The sequence below is a fragment of the Microvirga rosea genome, assembly GCF_020595095.1.
Taxonomy (GTDB): domain Bacteria; phylum Pseudomonadota; class Alphaproteobacteria; order Rhizobiales; family Beijerinckiaceae; genus Microvirga; species Microvirga rosea.
The window spans coordinates 29,070-46,547 of sequence record NZ_JAJDOP010000019.1 but is presented as its reverse complement, the minus strand read 5'-3'; the positions used below and the strand labels follow the sequence as shown (position 1 = coordinate 46,547).

The window sequence follows — 17,478 nt, the reverse complement described above, 5'->3', positions numbered from 1 at the left end:
TCTCTAAGGCGGTCCAGCTATCACGGGTAAGAGCTGTGTTCTGTGTCTCAGCGAAGAAGCGTTCCTCGGCGATTACATGGTCACCATCCGGCAATTGCATAACGAACTCTCGCTGTCCCGCCTCCGGGCCAACTGGGTCCACATGCAGGCCGGTCTCTTCTCGGAGTTCTCGGATCGCGGCTTCTTCGAACGTCTCCCCGTCTTCAACCCCGCCTCCAGGCGTGGCCCAGTATGTTTGGCCTGCGAGAGGGCCACGGTCATGGGAGAAGCGAAACAGCAGAACTCTCCCCAAGGGGTCGAGCACAAGTACGCGGGCTGATGGTCGACGGCGCATGCAGACCTCTATGCCATAAGAGGAGCCTAAACTCCTATCAATCCATATTGAGCGGGGAATTCTCAAGAATATGGATTATTGGAATTAAGTTATTGATATTAATATATTATTTGCGGATATTCTTGAGTGTATTGAGTATGCACTGTTGAATTCTGCTTCTTCGCATTCCGGAGGCTAATCTCACCTTCGAAGGCGAAGATTGCAAAGATAGGAAAAGTAATCAATACTGGGATTATCCCCTAGTAGAGTTCGTGATCTACCGCGTGCGACTTCAGCATTGCTAGGATGATGACTATGCCAGGATGCTTGGTGTGGGGCGAACAGCGTACGAAAGAGTGTTCCAACTGGCGCGACGATGGTCACGAGGAGTGCACGGAGTGGCGTGATGACGGCCACAGCGAATGTCAGTCCTGGGATAAAAACTGCTGCGACTGGTGGCCCTGCAGTTGGGGATGCAAACTCATCACTTGGTTCTGCACGGCATCTGTCTGGATTTCAAGTTGGGTCTGTATCGCGGCCGTGTGGGTCTCAAGTTGGGTTTGTACCGCTTGGGCCGTCGTAACAACTGCCATTTGCCTGATGTGGGACGTAGTTGTCACCATCATCAATGCGGTGGTTGTCACAATCGAGAGTATTCTCGGATGGGTCTGGTCAGCGATTGCCGCAATCATTGCTGTCATCCTGTCAATTCCGATTCTCGGAGCCTTCATCCGTTGGATTATCAGTCTGGCGACTGCTATTGTGTGGACCATCGCCTCTATCGCCGACACAATCGCGGGTTTACTAGGAATTCGACCGGAGAAGCTGCTTCGTGTCTGCCCGGTGATCCTAGCCGATGAGCGATCGCGACCGGTGGATACAATCGACCATGCGGTCGACCAACTCCAGGCAGCTGCTCATCTGTTGAAGCGTGAAGCGAATATTCGTTTGGTTCCCTCCGCTCCCTTGCAGTACGTGACGGGGTTTTCCGGCACCCCCATCGTCACCAAAGACTGGATCACAGTACTTGATCGTGAGCCTGGAGACTCCGATACGCTTGATCCGCCGTGCGATGCCAACGCCTTCGGTGCAGATCTTGGTGTTGCCGGCTCGAAATTCAATCTGCTGATGACCGTCCATTGTTTCTACGGCGGGTGGCGCAGGCTGCTAGGGTACGGCGCGCCCGTCTCGGTCTTCTTCGTGCGCAGCGTGAAGCCTAGCAAAGACGGCTGTGGTACCTGGATTGTCGACTTTGTCACCGTGGCGGCGCAGCCAATGCCGACATCCCAGGACCTGCGTCGCGTCGCCTGCCATGAAATCGGCCACACGGGAAACCTCTGGCATCTGGGGGCGACCGACAATGCCGACAACTTGATGGCTACACCGCGACCGATGGTGACAGATGTGATGAACTACAGGCTTTATGACTGGCAGGTGCTGCTGCTCCGCGCGTCCAAGCATGTGAGCTACTTCTAACGGAGGTTTCTATGGCTGCTGGAATCCGCGCCATTCATCATCCGGATGAGTTGAATGCGTTGTCGGTTCTGCCCCTGATGCAGCCGCGGCCACGGGGAATTCTCCGACTGGAGACGACTGCCTTTGCTGCAGATGAGCGTGCATCGTGGGAAAAGCGCTTGAACCGGGCGTATCATGCCTGCGCCTGCGGTGAAGCATCTCTTGGAATGATCACAGGTGTCCTCATCGCAATTGTCTGGGTTGGTCTTCGTATCGCCACCATAGGTAGTATCGGAATCACTGATGGTGCCATCGTCTTGGGCAGCGCCGTCGCAGGAACAGTTATCGGTAAGATCCTCGGACTATTCCGGGCCCAAGTCCGTTTACGACGCTTGGTCAATGCACTGCAGACGCAATGGCGCAGCGAGCCCATCCGGTTAGCTGATACGGATTGTGGGTAGTATGTCATTGGAAGTTTCAATCGCTTGAGGGCGGCATGAGAGATTTCTATGTCTCCGATATTGGCAGACACCAGATCGTTGCGGTTACCGCAGGCACTGCCGCAGATCATGGCGGTCCTGGAAACGGCCAATGGCAGTTCTTGCAGCCCGCCGGCCTCTCACCGGCACTGACATCTGGACTCTGCATCGCCGACCAAGGCAATAACCGTGTGATCCTTGCCGATCCGGACGATCTGAGTATCTGGCAAGTCTTTCACCCCGACTTTCCTGACGGAACGAGCCTCTCCAGGCCGACCAGCGCAGCGGAAAGCACGACCGGAGATATCTGGGTGGCCGACAACGGACATCGTCGGATTGTCTGTCTCGGCAGCGACGGCGTTGTCGCCACTTATGGGCAGCCGGCGGCGCCAGGAGCTATCGATGCTCCGGGTCGCTTTGCGGACCCATTTTCGATTGCGGTGGACGCACAGGGGCGCATTCTGGTAGCAGACCCGCGGCTCGGTCGTATCGCCCGCTTCGATGATGTGACGGGTGCCAACTGGACAGTCTCTCCAAGCAACGCCCTATCAGCGCCAATAGCTCTGGCCGTCTGCGGCAGCCACGTTGCGGTTGCTGATTTCGGGGCGCGGCGGATAGTGTTGCTGGACGAGCAGCTCTCGGTTGTGATCACGCTTGAAGATCGGCGTCTCTTCGGTCCTACTGCGGTCACCACAGTTAACGCAGCCACGATTCTGGTTTTGGTCTCGACGCTCGGCCTCGTTCTCGAAGTCGCCGTTGCTCCTGGGAGTTTGGCGATTGTTGATGAAGTCCGGCTTCCTCCCCTCGGAATTCAGCGTCCCTTCGGCATAGCGGTGTCGCCATGAGCTCTCTGCGCGTTCTCACCTACAATACCCAAATGCGCTCCTGGGGACTGGAGGCACTAGCGCAGAGAACTTTTCCGCCGACCACCAATACTGAGGAGCGCGCCAAGACGATCAGTCAACGCATCAAAGATAGTCCTCGGTCGTGGGACATTGTCTGTCTGCAGGAGGTATTCGACGAAGATGCGCGCGAAGTGTTCAAATCCGAGCTTGGTGGTGAGTTTCCGCACATCGTCATCAAAGCGGATCAGGACGAGTTGGCGCTGCAGGCTCTGATCACGGGCGGCGCCGCCTGGCTGCTCGTCGTGCCGACCATGCCGTTGCTCTGGGGCCTTGGTGTTATTACGGCTGGCGTCGCCTTGCTGCTGTCCACCAAATTCGAGGACTCAGGACTGATGATCTTCAGCCGTCTGCCGTTTCAGACAACACCGATTCCAGAGACCCTCGAGCCTCATTTCGACGCGGCAATGAGAGCCGCCTTTCCCAATGGCATCCCCAAGGTGGCATTCGTTCCGTATGAAGAAGCTGCCTTTCCGGACGACCTTTCGTGCAAAGGAGCTCTCTATGCCGGTTTCTTCCATGACGGTAACCGCCCGATCCATATCGTCACCACTCATACCCAGGCGGCTCCGCATGACGATCCAGAGAAATTCAAGGAGATCCGCAAATCTCAACTTCAGCAGGTGTTTAATCTCATAAGCTCTCAGGTTGACGGATTTCCAGGTAGGGCAGAGGTCATCCTGTGCGGTGATATCAACATCGATGGTATGCAGCATACTGGCGGGCCACGGAGCGAGTGGAAAGAACGCTTCGCGACGTCCGGTAGCAGCTTCACCGACGAGCTCTGGGATATGTGGCATCGGGAGCAATGTCCTGGTGATCCGTCATCGGGAACACCCCTGCCTGACTTCTTTGATCGGGGCGCGACGATCCCTGAGCAGCGTCTCGATTATTTTGTCATGCCGGCGCCGTTCCCGGGCCGTCTGGTGGCGCAGCACATCTGCATTCCCTATGAAGTTGCCGCGGGCTCCAATACGAACCCACCGAACAACTACACCAGCGACCACATGCCGCTGTCGCTCGACCTCTTTCCGGCACGGCTGCACAATTCGGCTCTCACCGCAGAGCCAGTCCTGTTCCCTACAGCCGACCAGACGGTATCAGACCTCCTCGTCGAAGGTGAAATGCATTGGTATCGGATTGACGAAGCAGGTGGGTACGCCTTCAGAATGGTCAATGGGAGTGAGCGCGTTTCCTTTGAGGTTTACACAGCAGATAACCTCTCCATTCCCTATCCGCCGTTTAAAACTCTGGCTGATGAAGCGGTGCTCGAGAGACGCTGGGGAACCCGCTTTGCCCTTCCGTCGGCGCCGTTCTTTATCCGAGTGTTCATGAAGTCTCGCGTGCGCGAAGCAGCCTTCAAGCTGGCCATCCACCGTTTCGAGGGCACCAGTGCAGATGACGCCATACCCTTGTTGCGCGGTGTCCCCATCCGTTTTGCACACAAGTCCGGAGCTCAGCACTGCGATGATGATCCCAGTACCCCCTGGAGTGAGTTCGATTGCGTCTGGTTCACCGCCCCCTTGGACACCAATCCGGATGGCGGGATGACGGTCACCAGCACGATCACGCTGCGCAGCCATCATAACCGGCACCTCGTCCAGCTCCTCGAGGAGCGACCGGGTGAGCCGCGCCGTCATGTCGGCCTCGCTGACCAGCTAGAACCGGGGGAACCAGCGGTCGCCGTTCATACTTATCGCTGGCCTGCAACAGGCTACTTTCTGGTCCAGCGAAAGGGAACGCCACCATTCGACCCAAATGAAAATCTCCCCTTCGATATTCTGCTTACGAGCGATGTTTCCTATCTTTATGCGGTGCCTGGCCCAAGATCCCACGCGTTGGGTTTGGCTACGCTCACCTGTATCGATGAGACGGATGGCACCTTTGGCAACGAATGGGGTTCGGACGATATCCAGATCAACATCTCCTCTGACGGACGAAATATCCTGCATATTCCGCATTCAGACCGCCTTCGTTTTGACGATGACAGTCGGCGCGACCTCCCCGAGCTTGATGGGCTACGCTACGTTGGGGAGGCACAGTTCGAGCTCGTCGAACTCGACGATCTTTCAGCAGCAGATCGCGCCTCTGTCACCATCCCATCCTTCGCCAATGCGACAGAGATCGTTGGCAATCCCACCTCTAAGATGACTAGACTTCACCTGTCATTTGAGGATGGATCTTACGACCTGCATGTGACGATTTCACAGGAGCCACCGCCAGCAGACTGATTCAACTGCCGGATCCCTCGCACTCTGCCTGCCACGAGGTCTCCTTGATCGAGGTTAAGTCCTATTACGCTCTGTCGCCGGAGGCTTTCGCACCGAGGATCGTTGACCGGGATTTGCAAGCAAGGCCGCATCGCCGCGTGCAAGAATTGCTGCTTGCTCCAGGTCGACGCCGTTGACCAGCGGATCAGCATGTCGGTGGGCCAGGTTCCACTTTGTACCGTCTCGGCGATACACCAGTGTCACGCGCAACGCCCAGTCTTGAGCTGGAAGACCGCCGACCTCAACGTGCGTCCGTTCTATGAGCACGAGAACCACCATATCAGTCGATTGGTACGACTGAACGAGGTCCTGCTCAAAAGTACCGTTCCTGAAAAAACGTCCCATAGCCTCCATTCGCTCGGGCGTGCACTCCGATGCAAATGTAGGTGGGCCGCCAAATGGTGACATCAGCGTGAAATCGTCGGTGAGGGTGACGAGTTCAGTGTACCGCTCGATGTCTCCACGCATGAGAGCCGCGTTCGCTTGGGCACTGCGTTGGATGAGGTCAGCAAGATCTGGAGTGATGAGATTGTCCGGTATCATGATACATTATCCTCAACCCCCAGTAATTGAGCGTAGCAGCCAACGCTAAGTCCTGCTGTGACAAAGGGCACATCGAGGGGGCTGAAGATCAACTGTTACTCAATAGCGATGCAGCCCCAAGGCCGGCAAGTTGTGGGTTGGGATAGGTTTTCGGCTTGGCAGCACCTGCCGCCATCGGCTTCCCTTATTCGATCGAACGCGCCTCGTGCAATCGAGCGAGCTTATCGGGATTGCGCATGATAAAGATGTTGGTGACGGTGCCGTTCTCGTCATAGGCAAAGGAGATTGAAGCCGTTGGTATACCGTCCTTCTGTAGAATGATGCTCCGGCCTCCGTTGATCTCCGCAGCTACCCAGTCATAGGTGCTCCACCACTGACGAGCCTCGGCGAGGAACGCGAGTACCGTGGCTTTGCCATGCAGAACCTTCTGGATGGTGGGCACCTTCCCGCCGCTGTCGGCACTAAGCTCAATCTCGTCCGACAACAGGGCCGCGAGAGGGCCGGTGCCGCCGCTGGCGACTGCCGCCTCAAAGGCGGCGAGAAGCTCCTCCTGCCGTGCGGCCGGGGTGATATGCCTGACCTTGGATTGGGCAATGTTCTCGCGGGCCCGGGAGACGAGCTTGCGACAGGTACTTTCCTGGAGGCCGAGCGTCTGTGCGATCTCAGGATAAGGCACCTCGAAGATGTCGTGGAGCAGGTAGGCGGCCCGTTCCTTGGGGGTGAGCCGCTCCAGCATCAGCAGGAAAGCGGTCGAGAGAGTGGAGGCCAGCGACAGTCCGTCCTCCGGAAGCGCGCTGGTCACGGTTTGGATCGGCTCCGGCAACCAAGGACCGACATAATCGACCCTGCTCTTGTGGGGCGCCCTCAACATGTCGATGCAGCGTCGGGTACAGATAGTAGTCAGCCAGGATGCCGGGCTTTCGATCACGCCTCGGTCGGTCCCCTGCCATTTCAGGAAGGTGTCCTGAACGGCATCCTCGGCATCGGCCCAGGAGCCGAGAATGCGGTAGGCCAGTCCCAGGAGCCTGGACCTCGATTGCTTGAACGCGATAGCGTCATTGCGATCCAGCATCAGATTACCTCCCCACGTCAGTTCGACCCAGTCTTCACCCAAACCGGGGTGATGGCGCGGACTTCCGGTTCTCCAGAAATGAGGGGCGTGACGTCCTCGATGTAGGCGGCATACCACGGCGCCTTGACGAAGTCCTGCGGCGACACGCGGTCCTTATACTGCTGGAAGGCGCAGATCACATCGGGATCCTTGTCGTCGTAGCAATAGAAGTAGGCCTCGTGCGCGGGGTTACTGGCAATGTTGGGCATAAGGTGCCTCTCCCAGACCTGACGAACCGCGTCACGTTTTCCGGGAAGGGTTCTGTGCGTAATGAGAAGAGCGGCTTTGTTCATCGGAACCTCTGAATTGTCCTAATGTTGCGATGTTCTGCGGCGCAACCGCAGCCATCTGCTCCTATGACGAGTGAGCTTCCATGGTTGTGACGTCTCCCCACAAAAATTCTCGCCCTGCTGGTCTCCCTTTTGAAAGGTGACCTTCCTGGAATATGGCTCGTAGGCTGGAGGACTGAGGATAGGCAGGAAGAGGCCGTCCCGGGATCCGCGTAACAGAGCTCACGGTCCATCGACTATCGGTGCCGTAACGAGTTCGGCGGGCTCGAATCTGAAGAGTGAAGAAGGGGTGAAAGAAGACGGGTTGAAAATCCCAGAAAATGTAACGCGCTGACCCAGCGCGATGATGAAAGCACAAATCATCTGCCGATGAGGTATATGCAGGCTTACGGGACATCACCTCAAGCAAGAGCGACGAGGGCGCCTAACGAGGCCTGATCGCATCTACTCTGCCAGAGAACGTAATCAAGGGGAATCAACCAGGTGCCGCTCACAAGGCTCCTGGTTGTGCCAGCACCCGTAACGCTGAGCCAACTGAACAGACCAATCTCAAATTCGAAAAGGAGACCCGCCCTTCAGATCGATCGGGCCTACTTTAGCGCGCCTTCTGGCGACGCTCATTCATTGGCCGAGCAGCTGAGAAGACCGCTCGGATTTCATTTCAATAGCCTCCGAATGGAGGTTTTGCATTGTCAAAGAGGATACTTTGCCAAACTATATCACCTATAGCTTCGAAGAGATTGTTCGCTGGGCTGTCATTTTCGCACTCACCATGCCACGTGACGGTTATCCCATTGATCCACTTTGGGACAAGCGCCTGCAGGACATCGTCAATGACATTACTGGGCAGCAGAGTTCCAGCCTTGGCTCTTCAGCGGAAGAGCTAATGCGGAAGACGAACCGCCATCCGGGGGGTCTGGCGCAATGTCATCATCTCAAATGAGAACGGCCGTCCCTATAAGCAACTCTACGGTCACCTGCGCGATCTGGGCCTCACTCCTGACATGTATCGTCAGAAATGGGGCCTTCCGGATGACTATCCCATGGTGGCACCTGATGAGAGAGAGCGGCGCGACTTTGTCGCGCGGCAGCCAGCCTCGCAGCGCCGCGGTCGTGGACGGCCACGTAAGCGCCGGGACTGAGCACTTCCCAGGCAGAGAGACTTTGTCCGGTTGCCGGTTGATAGACCGGCCACCACCTGCGGTAGGAGTTTGCTCAAGCCCGATGGAAGAACTCTGCCGAACCTCGCGTCAACGGAGCAGGCTGGAGCGATCCTTGATAGTGACGGCCGTGCAGCCCATGCTTGACTATTTCGATGCCTGCGCGGCGAGCGGGTCAGTCGCAAGCCAATGTGAACTCAGGAGCCGAAAGAATGAGAATTCGCGCGATCTGCTTTGATGCCTTCGGGACACTGGTTGAGATTGTCGATAAGCGGCGCCCCTTCCGAGCCTTGCTGCAGGGCAGGGGGGCTTGCATTCCGGCTGAAGAGATCCTCATAAAGCCACTCGGTCTGCAAGAGGTCGCAGCGCGGCTCAACCACAAGCTGGCCAGTGATGACCTGGCCAGGATCGAACAGGATCTTCGGGCTGAATGCGATTCAATCCGCCTGCGGCAAGGGATCGAAGCGATCTGGCAAAGCCTGCGTCAGAAGGGGACCCGCATAGGCGTCTGCTCGAATCTGGCGTTGCCGTACGGTCCACCCCTGTTAGCCACGCTCCCGGACACCCCTGATGCGGTGGTCCTCTCCTACGAAGTGGGGCTGGCCAAGCCTGATCCGAGCATATTTCGACTCGTCTGCGAGCGTCTCGAACGGCATCCAGCCGAGGTGCTCTTTGTCGGAGATACACCAGCAGCTGATATTGAAGGGCCACGAGCCATCGGCATGCCGGCAATGCCGATTTCGACCTTCGAGAGATACGCCGCGTCACACCTTGAGGAGATTGGAGAACTGCCTGATGATTTCTTGTCGGCGATGGCGAGTTCATAAACCGAGAGTGGGCTTTCGCCCAACGTTCAGGAAGACTCCTTTGAGTGGAGAGATCAGTGCAGACTGCATATAGAAAATCCCATAAGGAAACCAACAATGGATATCCATATCCGTCTCGAAGCGAATGCGATCATTGACCGCCTGGTTATGGATGGCGCGACATTCTCCTCGAATGACGCTCGCCGCTTAATCGAGCTGATCCCAGTCGCCCCGAGCACCCGCCTTTCCTTTAAAGGCAGCGTTAAGAGCCGCGGATCGGGCTTCAAAGGGCACGCAGCCGGTATCGGCGATGTTGAGATGAAGGGAGAGACAAAGGAGAAGACACTTAGCCTAAATGTTCCGACCTCGCACAAGATCGGCGGATATATCGTGACCCACACGCCTGGGTCCATTGGCGTCGAACTGATGTGGGGAGAAACCCAGCCGGATCAGACGGGGCAGAGCTGCTCACTCGTCTACGACGTCAAGACAGGAGAACCGCAGGAAATGCTTCTGGCGTCACAGAAATCACTATCTCTGCTGTTCTTCACATTCAGCTACGTCTCGTTTGTCCCATGGAAGAAGCCCGAGCACGGTTCGACATCATGATTCCGATCTGACCATGCTGCCCTGAATGAGATCTCTTCACACGGTAAGTGCTGCCGCGAAACAAGCCTTGGACGTACCGATTGCCGCTGCGGTTCTGAGGACTGAGCTACGCTGGCGCCCGAGCTCGCAGCCAAAGTCACCAGGATCGTCGAGGAGACGGTTGCGGCCGGTTTCACCCTGCTGATCGATTCCGGCGATGACGACTGGATGAACCGTGGCCCGCATCTTGCGGTCTGCAACGAGTTCGAGGGTGAATACAGCCTCAGCTGGACCGCGGGCCATGCCATCCGGGCCTTCGAGGCGCTTGGCTACAAGTCGAGCGAGCCCGACTGGTTCTGCATCAGCGTGCCGGCCGCCGATCTCAAGCAAAAGGCCGAGCAACGGCTGACGATCGCGGGCGACCGGGATGCCCGCTTGCTTCTGGCGGTTGCCAACTTCGCTCTTCAGAAGGGCGGGCCCGGCGCCGAAATCTCGGCCGCCTGATCCCAGCAACACACCATCGTACACCGACAGGGCAGGGGGCTTTCGCCTCCCGCCCTTTTTTCATGGCCGCTCGACCAAATCCGGCTCCCGCGCGATCAGCAGCCGCGGCGCATCGGCCGAGATCGGGTTTTCCGCGGAGAGATCAAAGTGGCGACGGGCCAACTCCTTTTCCTCCTCGCAGACATCCGACCGTCGGATCGCCTCCCACAACATGACATCAAATGCGGACGTGACGATGTCGTCGCTGAGCATCGGGATCGATACCACAAAGCCGCGGTCGACGATGGTGAGATCGCGGACGGCATCATAAAGGTGCGCCGGATACATCCAGCGGGCGAACCCGTCCTTGTCCCTATGCCGGAACAAGAAGCCCGGCTCGCGAAGACCGCGCCAATGGAGCAGGTCCCGGGGCGAGAAGCCCTCGAACCAGTCCATGGCGTCCACGATCTGATAATACAGATCCTGGACCGGGCCGGGCATGGCCCGCAGCGCGCCCATCTCCTGATACGTGAACAGGACTTTTGCCTGTTCCAGCGTCATCTCGCCTTGCTTGACCCGGTGGGCCAAGAGTTCCACGTCGATCAGGCGCTGCTGAATGAACGGCCACGCCAGACGGCGGTACTGCTCCAACCACATGTCCTTCGCGAACACGTAATTATATTCGTCGACCAGGCGCTTTGCCGACAAGGGCGAGCGCCGGAAATAGCTCATCATCTGATACGACAGCTTGAGCTCGATGCTGGCATCGATCCAGGCCCGAGCCTCATCGTCCGTCAAATCGGCAAACCGGCGGAACTGATACGGCGGCGGCTGCAGGTGCTCCGAGAGCCGCAATCCGAACATCGGGAACATCTCAAGCAGCCACGGCTTGGCCTTGCTGCGATCCATCGGATCCGAAAAATCATAATCGTGACAGGCAATCCCATCCTCGCCTCGGCGGTAGAACACCAGCTCGTGATGATCCTCGACAAAGATCGTCAAAGTTCCGAGCTCGATCTCGTCAAGGAACCCGGGCTCGAACGGCTCGACGCCGCCGTCGAGGACCAGGCCGCCTGACGCCGCAACGGCGCCGTCGCCCATCTCAGCCGGAAGATCGGGCGGAGCTGCAAACAACTCATCCCCCGGCTTCGGCGTTGTGGCCGGGAGGCGGATGGCCTCCGCCACCGAATCACCAGGAGCGTCGGCGTCCACAATCTGCTCATAAGTGACCTCGCCCGCCGGAATGTCCGGCAGCGATACATCGGCCGGGCCGATCGCGTCGATCGTGGCCGAGCCGGCGAGTGTGGACTCCAGGAGCTTCCGTCCCAGATCCGGCGCAAACTTCGGCAACGGGGTGCGGGAAGGGGAGGCCGTGACGGTTGAAACATGCGCTGCGTTCAACGCACTCGCACGAGGCGCCCGCGGTGACCTGCGGTTCAAGCCCTTCGCGGCACGCGCCAACCCGGCCTCTGTCTTGGCCCGGCTCTTACGAGGCGGCGGCGGACATTCGGCAGAATACTTTCGCGGACGGCCGCGACTGCGCCGGTCACCAATCGCAGAGCCTGCTCCTTGATAGGGATTGTATCCCTGGGCCGCCAGCGCATTGCCGCGATCCCGGTCATAACGACCGTCCGGAATCGTGTATTCCACCGCCGCGATCTCGACAACGATCGCATCGCGCTGTGCCATCGCGCGCTGGAGCGCCAGCTGCGCTTTCTCGATGTCCTTGTCCGCATTCGGAAGCGACGTCGCGCTCAGCCGTTTGATGCGCGCGTTCGGACGCTCGGTTCCCCAACGGTAGTTTTCGGCAAGAGGCATTATTGAATTCCAATTTCCGCCGGCACGCGGATTTTTTGATCTCGAAAAATTTTAAGGTGCGGAGAATCGCGCGTCAATTTTCCGGCCTAACGTTTCGCTCAGAAAGAGCTCCGTTTTTGCTTGCGCTAGCGAAAACGCGCTCGATTTGTTTTTTTCACCCTTGTTTCTTCGCCACGTATCGAAAGCCGTAAGGCCGTAAAAATCCGTTCCGTGTGGTTGGCACCTCTCATGCCGCCTTTTGGACCGTTCTCGGATTAGGCCGGAAAAATATCTGGATTGAGATTGTCACCCTAAGAAGCGTCACTTCTTCGCCTCAAGGCCGGAGAAATTAACGGCAGGATTTTTCCGGCCTAAAGCACGCGCCTCATGATCGACCGACAGCGTCAACCTAAGGCTCGAAAATTCGACCTGTGAGCTATTTGCACCCTAAGCGGCAGGGTTTGTAACCGGCAATGCAAGCCGGTCTTCATTTGCACTCGCGATCCGGAACCCTGACGAAGAAAGGGCTCGCGGTGCCCTTAGGCAGAGAAATTCATTCGATTTTTCCTGCCTAAGAGCTCATGCAGCGGTCGAGACGCCATAACAGGGCCGGCCGCAGCACATCCGTTGACGTTCTGGACGGATGGTATAAGGTTAATACCTTAATGAAATCAGTTACTTAGGTTCCATAAGATACCTTATGCGAATCCGCGCTTGCCGCGCATCCGCCTGTCCCCGGCTCCGATTTCCTTCGCCGTGAAGGCCTTGCGGTATAAGGATTTGCTATCGATGCCGCTTCAAATCCTGCAGGAAGCCCGTGGAGGGCTTATCCTGCTGCCGGAGGAGGATTGGCGCCCTAAAGGCTCCACAGCCCTCCAGAGCCCGCTACAGCGAGCTTTCCCAAGAAAGGCCCCTGGAAAGAGCGCCAGGCCTGCTGAGCAGACGCTCGTATCGGCCGGCGCTATCAAGGGAAGCTCCCAGAACCTCCCCCATGAAACTGACGCTGTGACAACGGCTTAGCCGCGATCCGCCTTCGTCTGGCGGCCGCTGCAAATCCCTGCGGGATTCCTGTGGCTGACGCCCCAAACCCCTGTCCCAGACGCTCGAGAGCGTTCTGTCCGATCAGGCTTACGGATAACCCGACGCCTTTCCCGGCCAGGCTGACGCATAAGAAGGCCTCTCACACAGATCCGAAGATCGTGAGCTGCCCAGAGCCGGCTCCCATGCGGGTGCCGATGCGGATCCCGGCCGGAGGCCCGCGATCACGCTCCCTGCCCGCTTCGCAGGTCCTTGGAAGATCACCGCGGCTCAGGAGAGCCGACACAGCCCATAGGTCGATCTTCCTATGGAAAAAGGCTCCCAGAAAATAGGCTCAATACCGCAAAAATGACGCACCCTCACGGGCGCATCATTTTTGCTTGGCCCCAACGGTCCATATTTCGGCCTCCGGCACCTGTCGGTCTTTGGGATCCTGAGTTCCTGCTGCAGCCCTCCCGGGCTTGGGCTCATGAGGTGTCATAGAGCTTCGGTCCGGATCCGATCGGTGCCACAAAATGCACCTCGAGGGGTCCAAGCGGCGGCTCACGCTTATCTCCACTCGGATGTCTGGCGACGCCGCTGAGAGCGGCATTTAAGGCATCGAAAATCGGGCTGCCGGCTGTATCCGGCGTCCGGCTGGGTTGCTGACCGGCAGCGTCCCGGCGTGGTCCTCTCCCTCTGATTTTTGATGCCTTATTTTGGCAGCACGCTGCCCTGTCCCGGCTCGGGTCGGGTGACTTTGCCCCTCCCCTGTATGTGGTCATTGTCACTTAAATCGATTGACCTGTTGCACTCGCACTAGTGGTGCATCAGGTCTGCTCGAAGAGCTGTCAGGCCTCTCAATCGCCCTGCACGGACCTCGGTGCCCAACCGGGACATAGACCCGTTACTGCCCTGTATTAGGGCTGAACGGTCGAACAGGAGCGGTTGGACTAAAAATGGATAAGAATGGATAGACAAATGGAATCTGACGCAGCACTCTAATTGGGTGCAAATGGATAAGAAAATGGCTTCCTCGTTCAGATCTGACACTCTGGTAATCACGCCGGAGACCTGAGAAGCCCAAGTTCGAACCGCGGCGCCTTTTTCCGGCGGATCCTTTCCCAAAGCCCGCCTGGAGCTCGCAAAACAAGAAGGCACCGCCACAACATGCCGGTGGGTCGGCTCCGAAGAAGCCCGAGGCGATCAACGACCCCTCCTCTACCGCAGGTCCGTCTCAATCGAAACCGGATGTAACAAAGGCGCCGGGCTCGGCTGAATCTAATTCTCGGATCAAATCACCCGCGCAGGTTCCTGACAAAAAGCCTGTTGCTGTGACCCCGTCGCCCCTTCTGCCCCGGTCGAAGACCCGCTTGCGTCGAAGATAGGCACGGCCAGCACTGCCCCCGTGACGGCTGACCGTCCGAAACACGCTCCGGCGTCGGCCGGGAAGCCAACGCCACCTCCGTCTCAAAACGACAGCGCGCCGGCTCAAAAGCGGGCCCCTGCGAACCCTGTGTCGGCTCAGAAGCAATCTGGACCGACATTTATGATCTCGGCGCCGCCCTTAATCGTGCGGTGGACAAGAACAGTGGCGTCCCGGAAATTAGCCGAGATCACCAATCGTATCGAGGCACGCGACCATGCCAGCCCGCGTTGCGTGAGCCTGTCACAGGGTGGGCCGCTGATCGTTGGCCTCGACGGAGCCTACATCCGCGCCGCCTCAGGCTTTCAGACCCTCCATTCCGAAGTGACCACCGGGCGTGTTGACGCGGAAGGAAGGCTGGCACGGCACTTCGCGGTCGCGCTGAACGCCCTATTCTTCGTCAAAGCGCAGAGCGGAACAAGTGCTCCAGGCTTCATGGCAGAGCCGGAGGAATTCGCCGAGTTGGTCATTGTTCAGTTAGTGAGCCGTCCTATGGTGATTGATCAGCCTAACAATATGGCTGCCAAGTTGCCTGCCTGTGTTGAAGGATGTCGACCTTCAGGCTAGCAACGGGTCTATGATCACACGCCTCGCTGTCTCAGGATATCGCTCCTTACGTGATGTCAGGCTCGAACTGGGGCCTCTCAACATCATTACAGGAGCCAACGGGAGCGGTAAGTCCAGCCTGTACCGCGCCCTGCGGCTCTTGGCTGACATCGCTCAAGGGCGGATCATCCAATCTTTGGCAGCCGAAGGGGGACTTCAGTCGACACTCTGGGCTGGACCGGAGGGCTTTTCGCGGGAGATGAAGGCCGGGACGCAGCCAATCCAGGGAACGCGACGAGGCGCGCCTGTGAGTCTCAAGCTCGGATTCTCAGGTCCAAACTATGGCTATGCCATAGATCTGGGGCTGCCAGTCCCCTCAACGTCCTATTTCTCCCGTGATCCTGAGATTAAGCTGGAGGCCGTCTGGACCGGCGAAGTGCTGGGGCGCACCAATATGTTTGCGGAGCGTCGCGGACCGACGGTCCGGATCCGGACGGATAGCGGTGCGTGGGGCCAAGTCCTCCCAGACCTCGCCTCCTCCGACAGCATGATGACCCATGGCGCGGATCCTCATGATGCCATCGAACTCCTGCTGCTGCGCGAGCGGATGCGGGGGTGGCGGTTCTACGACCATCTGCGCACGGATCGTGATGCACCCGCCCGCAGGCCACAGGTTGGCACCTATACGCCAGTGCTCGCTGGTGACGGAGCCGATGTGGCGGCAGCCCTTCGGACGATTACCGAGATCGGCGATGCCAGGGGATTGACCGACGCAGTTGAGGATGCCTTTCCAGGGGCGCAACTGGAGATCAGGGTGGCTGATGGGTACTTCGAGCTCGAGATGTACCAGCATGGACTGCTTCGGCCCCTCAAGGCGGCGGAGCTGTCGGACGGAACCCTTCGCTACCTCCTGCTCGTGGCAGCTCTTTTATCTCCTCGACCACCGGAGTTCATGGTTCTCAACGAGCCGGAGACAAGTCTGCACCCTGATCTCCTTGTGCCACTGGCTCGGCTGATTGGGAAGGCGGCGGAGCGCTCGCAGATCATCCTGGTTTCGCATGCAAAAGACCTTGTGGCGGGGCTCCGCCAGGAGGTTTCCGCCAAAGCCGTGATCCTGGAGAAGCACTTGGGCGAGACAATTGTAACCAATGATGCCGCCCCCGTGTGGAAATGGCCTATACGCTGAGGTGTCAATGCCCATGGTGCAGGGCATTTTAGAGGTTGCTCGCCCATGTCTTGACCCTCCACCAAGTGGAGCCTGTACAAGGCTGTCATGAGCAACAGACCCTACACCATTGGCGAGATTGCCCGCCTAAGCGGATTGTCCGTGCGTCGGATCCGGTTCTACTCGGATGAAGGCCTACTGCCCCCAATGGCTCGGACGGAGAGCGGCTACCGAGTTTATTCAGATGAAGACTTGGCTCGGCTCGACCTGATCCAAGCCCTACGGGAGGCTGGCATTAGCCTTGACGCGATCGGCAAGATCCTCAGGCGCAAGCTCTCCTTGGTAGATGTTCTGCAGATCCGGCTTCAGGCTCTAGAGGCGGAGATCGCCACCAAGCAGCGTATCGCCGCAGTTCTGCAAACCACGCTCAGAATTCCCAACCCCACGGAAGCCGACCTAAGGAGATTGTGGACCATGACAGCTTACTCTCAGACCCAGTTGCGGGATGCGGTTGAACGCATGTACGAGCAGGTAACCAGCGGAGTGGAGATGGATCCAGCCTGGAAGCGCCGGATGATCGAGCAGACCATGCCGGAGTTGCCCGCAGCCCCAACGCCTGAGCAGATTGATGCTTGGAACGAGATCATGGCGATGGTCACGGACAAGGCATACATCGCCGAGATGCGGGCCAGCTTCGAGCGCATGTGGAGCCCAGAGTTCGATCCGCATGCCTATGAGCAGGCGTCGTCTGAGACCATGGGCAGGGTTCGAGAGGCCATAGATCAGGGTCAGGATCTGACCTCTGAGACAGGACGCAAGCTCGCTCAGGAATGGCTGGAGAGTTCGGCCCGGGCCATGCGACGTGAGCCGGACGCGGCTTTCCTGCAATGGCACCTGGACCAATACCGCAAACACCAGGTCCGGACCATCCGTTACTATGAACTCCTGGCGATCCTCAGGGGCGAGAGTGGTCCCCTGGCGCGGGGTGAGGAGTACCACTGGATCATTGCGGCTATGACGCATCATCTGACGCGAAGCTTCCACGACAAATAATGATGTAGCTCTGCCGCAGCGCGGCTGCACAATATTGACAGTTCCGCCGCTGCTTGCGCCTAAGGACCCAGCCC

General features: G+C 58.3%; 17 protein-coding genes. 12 read left to right on the top strand and 5 right to left on the bottom strand.

Features of this window, described 5'->3' with window-relative positions; genetic code table 11:
* Positions 1-334 (bottom strand): NUDIX hydrolase (locus LJD17_RS22640; RefSeq protein ID WP_227386470.1); only part of this gene is annotated, 334 nt, incomplete at its 3' end.
* 579 nt (positions 335-913) lie between these two features.
* Between LJD17_RS22640 and LJD17_RS22635 the strand changes: the two genes are divergently transcribed.
* Genes LJD17_RS22635 through LJD17_RS22620 form a run of 4 tightly spaced genes read left to right on the top strand, consistent with a single transcriptional unit; the run spans position 914 to position 5,380 of the window.
* Positions 914-1,789, top strand: a complete 876-nt coding sequence (locus LJD17_RS22635) for a hypothetical protein (protein ID WP_227386469.1) — start codon at positions 914-916, stop codon at positions 1,787-1,789.
* An 11-nt stretch (positions 1,790-1,800) separates the two neighbouring features.
* The gene (locus LJD17_RS22630; protein ID WP_227386468.1) at positions 1,801-2,229 is read left to right on the top strand and encodes a hypothetical protein; all 429 of its coding nucleotides are present in this window, start codon (positions 1,801-1,803) and stop codon (positions 2,227-2,229) included.
* Between the two features lie 35 nt (positions 2,230-2,264).
* Entirely contained in the window at positions 2,265-3,092 is an 828-nt protein-coding gene (locus LJD17_RS22625) for an NHL repeat-containing protein (protein WP_227386467.1), read from the top strand.
* The gene (locus LJD17_RS22620; RefSeq protein ID WP_227386466.1) at positions 3,089-5,380 is read left to right on the top strand and encodes an endonuclease/exonuclease/phosphatase family protein; all 2,292 of its coding nucleotides are present in this window, start codon (positions 3,089-3,091) and stop codon (positions 5,378-5,380) included. The genes LJD17_RS22625 and LJD17_RS22620 overlap by 4 nt, the downstream gene beginning before the upstream one ends.
* Before the next feature lie 54 nt (positions 5,381-5,434).
* On the opposite strand, the gene LJD17_RS22615 is transcribed toward LJD17_RS22620, so the two are convergent.
* From LJD17_RS22615 to LJD17_RS22605, 3 genes are all read right to left on the bottom strand, one after another.
* Positions 5,435-5,962 carry a YybH family protein gene (locus tag LJD17_RS22615; RefSeq protein ID WP_227386465.1) on the bottom strand — a complete coding sequence of 176 codons (528 nt, stop codon included), beginning with the start codon at positions 5,960-5,962 and terminating at the stop codon, positions 5,435-5,437.
* Between the two features lie 184 nt (positions 5,963-6,146).
* A complete protein-coding gene (gene sigJ, locus LJD17_RS22610; RefSeq protein WP_227386464.1) occupies positions 6,147-7,034 on the bottom strand; it encodes an RNA polymerase sigma factor SigJ in 888 nt (295 codons plus the stop codon).
* Positions 7,035-7,051: 17 nt separating this feature from the next.
* A complete protein-coding gene (locus tag LJD17_RS22605) occupies positions 7,052-7,366 on the bottom strand; it encodes a putative quinol monooxygenase (protein ID WP_227386463.1) in 315 nt (104 codons plus the stop codon).
* Positions 7,367-8,069: 703 nt separating this feature from the next.
* Here LJD17_RS22605 and LJD17_RS22600 point away from each other — a divergent pair.
* The 5 genes from LJD17_RS22600 to LJD17_RS22580 all read left to right on the top strand — a co-directional run bounded on the left by LJD17_RS22600 (position 8,070) and on the right by LJD17_RS22580 (position 10,421).
* Positions 8,070-8,306: a hypothetical protein gene (locus LJD17_RS22600; protein WP_227386462.1), complete on the top strand. Its 237-nt coding sequence runs from the start codon at positions 8,070-8,072 to the stop codon at positions 8,304-8,306.
* Positions 8,269-8,505 (top strand): MucR family transcriptional regulator, encoded by a 237-nt coding sequence (locus LJD17_RS22595; RefSeq protein ID WP_227386472.1) that lies wholly within the window; start codon positions 8,269-8,271, stop codon positions 8,503-8,505. The genes LJD17_RS22600 and LJD17_RS22595 overlap by 38 nt, the downstream gene beginning before the upstream one ends.
* A 230-nt stretch (positions 8,506-8,735) precedes the next feature.
* On the top strand, positions 8,736-9,350 hold the full coding sequence (locus LJD17_RS22590; protein WP_227386461.1) for an HAD family hydrolase: 615 nt from the start codon (positions 8,736-8,738) through the stop codon (positions 9,348-9,350).
* A gap of 96 nt (positions 9,351-9,446) precedes the next feature.
* The gene (locus tag LJD17_RS22585) at positions 9,447-9,938 is read left to right on the top strand and encodes a hypothetical protein (RefSeq protein ID WP_227386460.1); all 492 of its coding nucleotides are present in this window, start codon (positions 9,447-9,449) and stop codon (positions 9,936-9,938) included.
* A 207-nt stretch (positions 9,939-10,145) separates the two neighbouring features.
* Positions 10,146-10,421 (top strand): hypothetical protein, encoded by a 276-nt coding sequence (locus LJD17_RS22580; RefSeq protein ID WP_227386459.1) that lies wholly within the window; start codon positions 10,146-10,148, stop codon positions 10,419-10,421.
* 60 nt (positions 10,422-10,481) lie between these two features.
* Here the strand turns inward: LJD17_RS22580 and LJD17_RS22575 are convergent, their stop codons facing one another.
* Entirely contained in the window at positions 10,482-12,218 is a 1,737-nt protein-coding gene (locus LJD17_RS22575; RefSeq protein ID WP_227386458.1) for a hypothetical protein, read from the bottom strand.
* Between the two features lie 2,587 nt (positions 12,219-14,805).
* Between LJD17_RS22575 and LJD17_RS22570 the strand changes: the two genes are divergently transcribed.
* From LJD17_RS22570 to LJD17_RS22560, 3 genes are all read left to right on the top strand, one after another.
* Positions 14,806-15,207: a hypothetical protein gene (locus LJD17_RS22570; protein WP_227386457.1), complete on the top strand. Its 402-nt coding sequence runs from the start codon at positions 14,806-14,808 to the stop codon at positions 15,205-15,207.
* Between the two features lie 10 nt (positions 15,208-15,217).
* Entirely contained in the window at positions 15,218-16,372 is a 1,155-nt protein-coding gene (locus LJD17_RS22565; protein ID WP_227386456.1) for an AAA family ATPase, read from the top strand.
* Positions 16,373-16,459: 87 nt separating this feature from the next.
* Positions 16,460-17,404: a MerR family transcriptional regulator gene (locus LJD17_RS22560; protein WP_227386455.1), complete on the top strand. Its 945-nt coding sequence runs from the start codon at positions 16,460-16,462 to the stop codon at positions 17,402-17,404.
* The last annotated feature ends 74 nt before the right edge of the window (positions 17,405-17,478 follow it).

Excerpts from the sequence above, each read along its gene's own strand:
- LJD17_RS22575 (WP_227386458.1), bottom strand. The coding sequence starts at position 12,218 with ATGCCTCTTGCCGAAAACTACCGTTGGGGAACCGAGCGTCCGAACGCG.
- LJD17_RS22580 (WP_227386459.1), top strand. The coding sequence starts at position 10,146 with ATGAACCGTGGCCCGCATCTTGCGGTCTGCAACGAGTTCGAGGGTGAA.
- LJD17_RS22605 (WP_227386463.1), bottom strand. The coding sequence starts at position 7,366 with ATGAACAAAGCCGCTCTTCTCATTACGCACAGAACCCTTCCCGGAAAA.
- LJD17_RS22590 (WP_227386461.1), top strand. The coding sequence starts at position 8,736 with ATGAGAATTCGCGCGATCTGCTTTGATGCCTTCGGGACACTGGTTGAG.
- LJD17_RS22620 (WP_227386466.1), top strand. The coding sequence starts at position 3,089 with ATGAGCTCTCTGCGCGTTCTCACCTACAATACCCAAATGCGCTCCTGG.
- LJD17_RS22565 (WP_227386456.1), top strand. The coding sequence starts at position 15,218 with ATGATCACACGCCTCGCTGTCTCAGGATATCGCTCCTTACGTGATGTC.
- LJD17_RS22585 (WP_227386460.1), top strand. The coding sequence starts at position 9,447 with ATGGATATCCATATCCGTCTCGAAGCGAATGCGATCATTGACCGCCTG.
- LJD17_RS22560 (WP_227386455.1), top strand. The coding sequence starts at position 16,460 with ATGAGCAACAGACCCTACACCATTGGCGAGATTGCCCGCCTAAGCGGA.
- sigJ (WP_227386464.1), bottom strand. The coding sequence starts at position 7,034 with ATGCTGGATCGCAATGACGCTATCGCGTTCAAGCAATCGAGGTCCAGG.
- LJD17_RS22635 (WP_227386469.1), top strand. The coding sequence starts at position 914 with ATGTGGGACGTAGTTGTCACCATCATCAATGCGGTGGTTGTCACAATC.
- LJD17_RS22625 (WP_227386467.1), top strand. The coding sequence starts at position 2,265 with ATGAGAGATTTCTATGTCTCCGATATTGGCAGACACCAGATCGTTGCG.
- LJD17_RS22630 (WP_227386468.1), top strand. The coding sequence starts at position 1,801 with ATGGCTGCTGGAATCCGCGCCATTCATCATCCGGATGAGTTGAATGCG.
- LJD17_RS22615 (WP_227386465.1), bottom strand. The coding sequence starts at position 5,962 with ATGATACCGGACAATCTCATCACTCCAGATCTTGCTGACCTCATCCAA.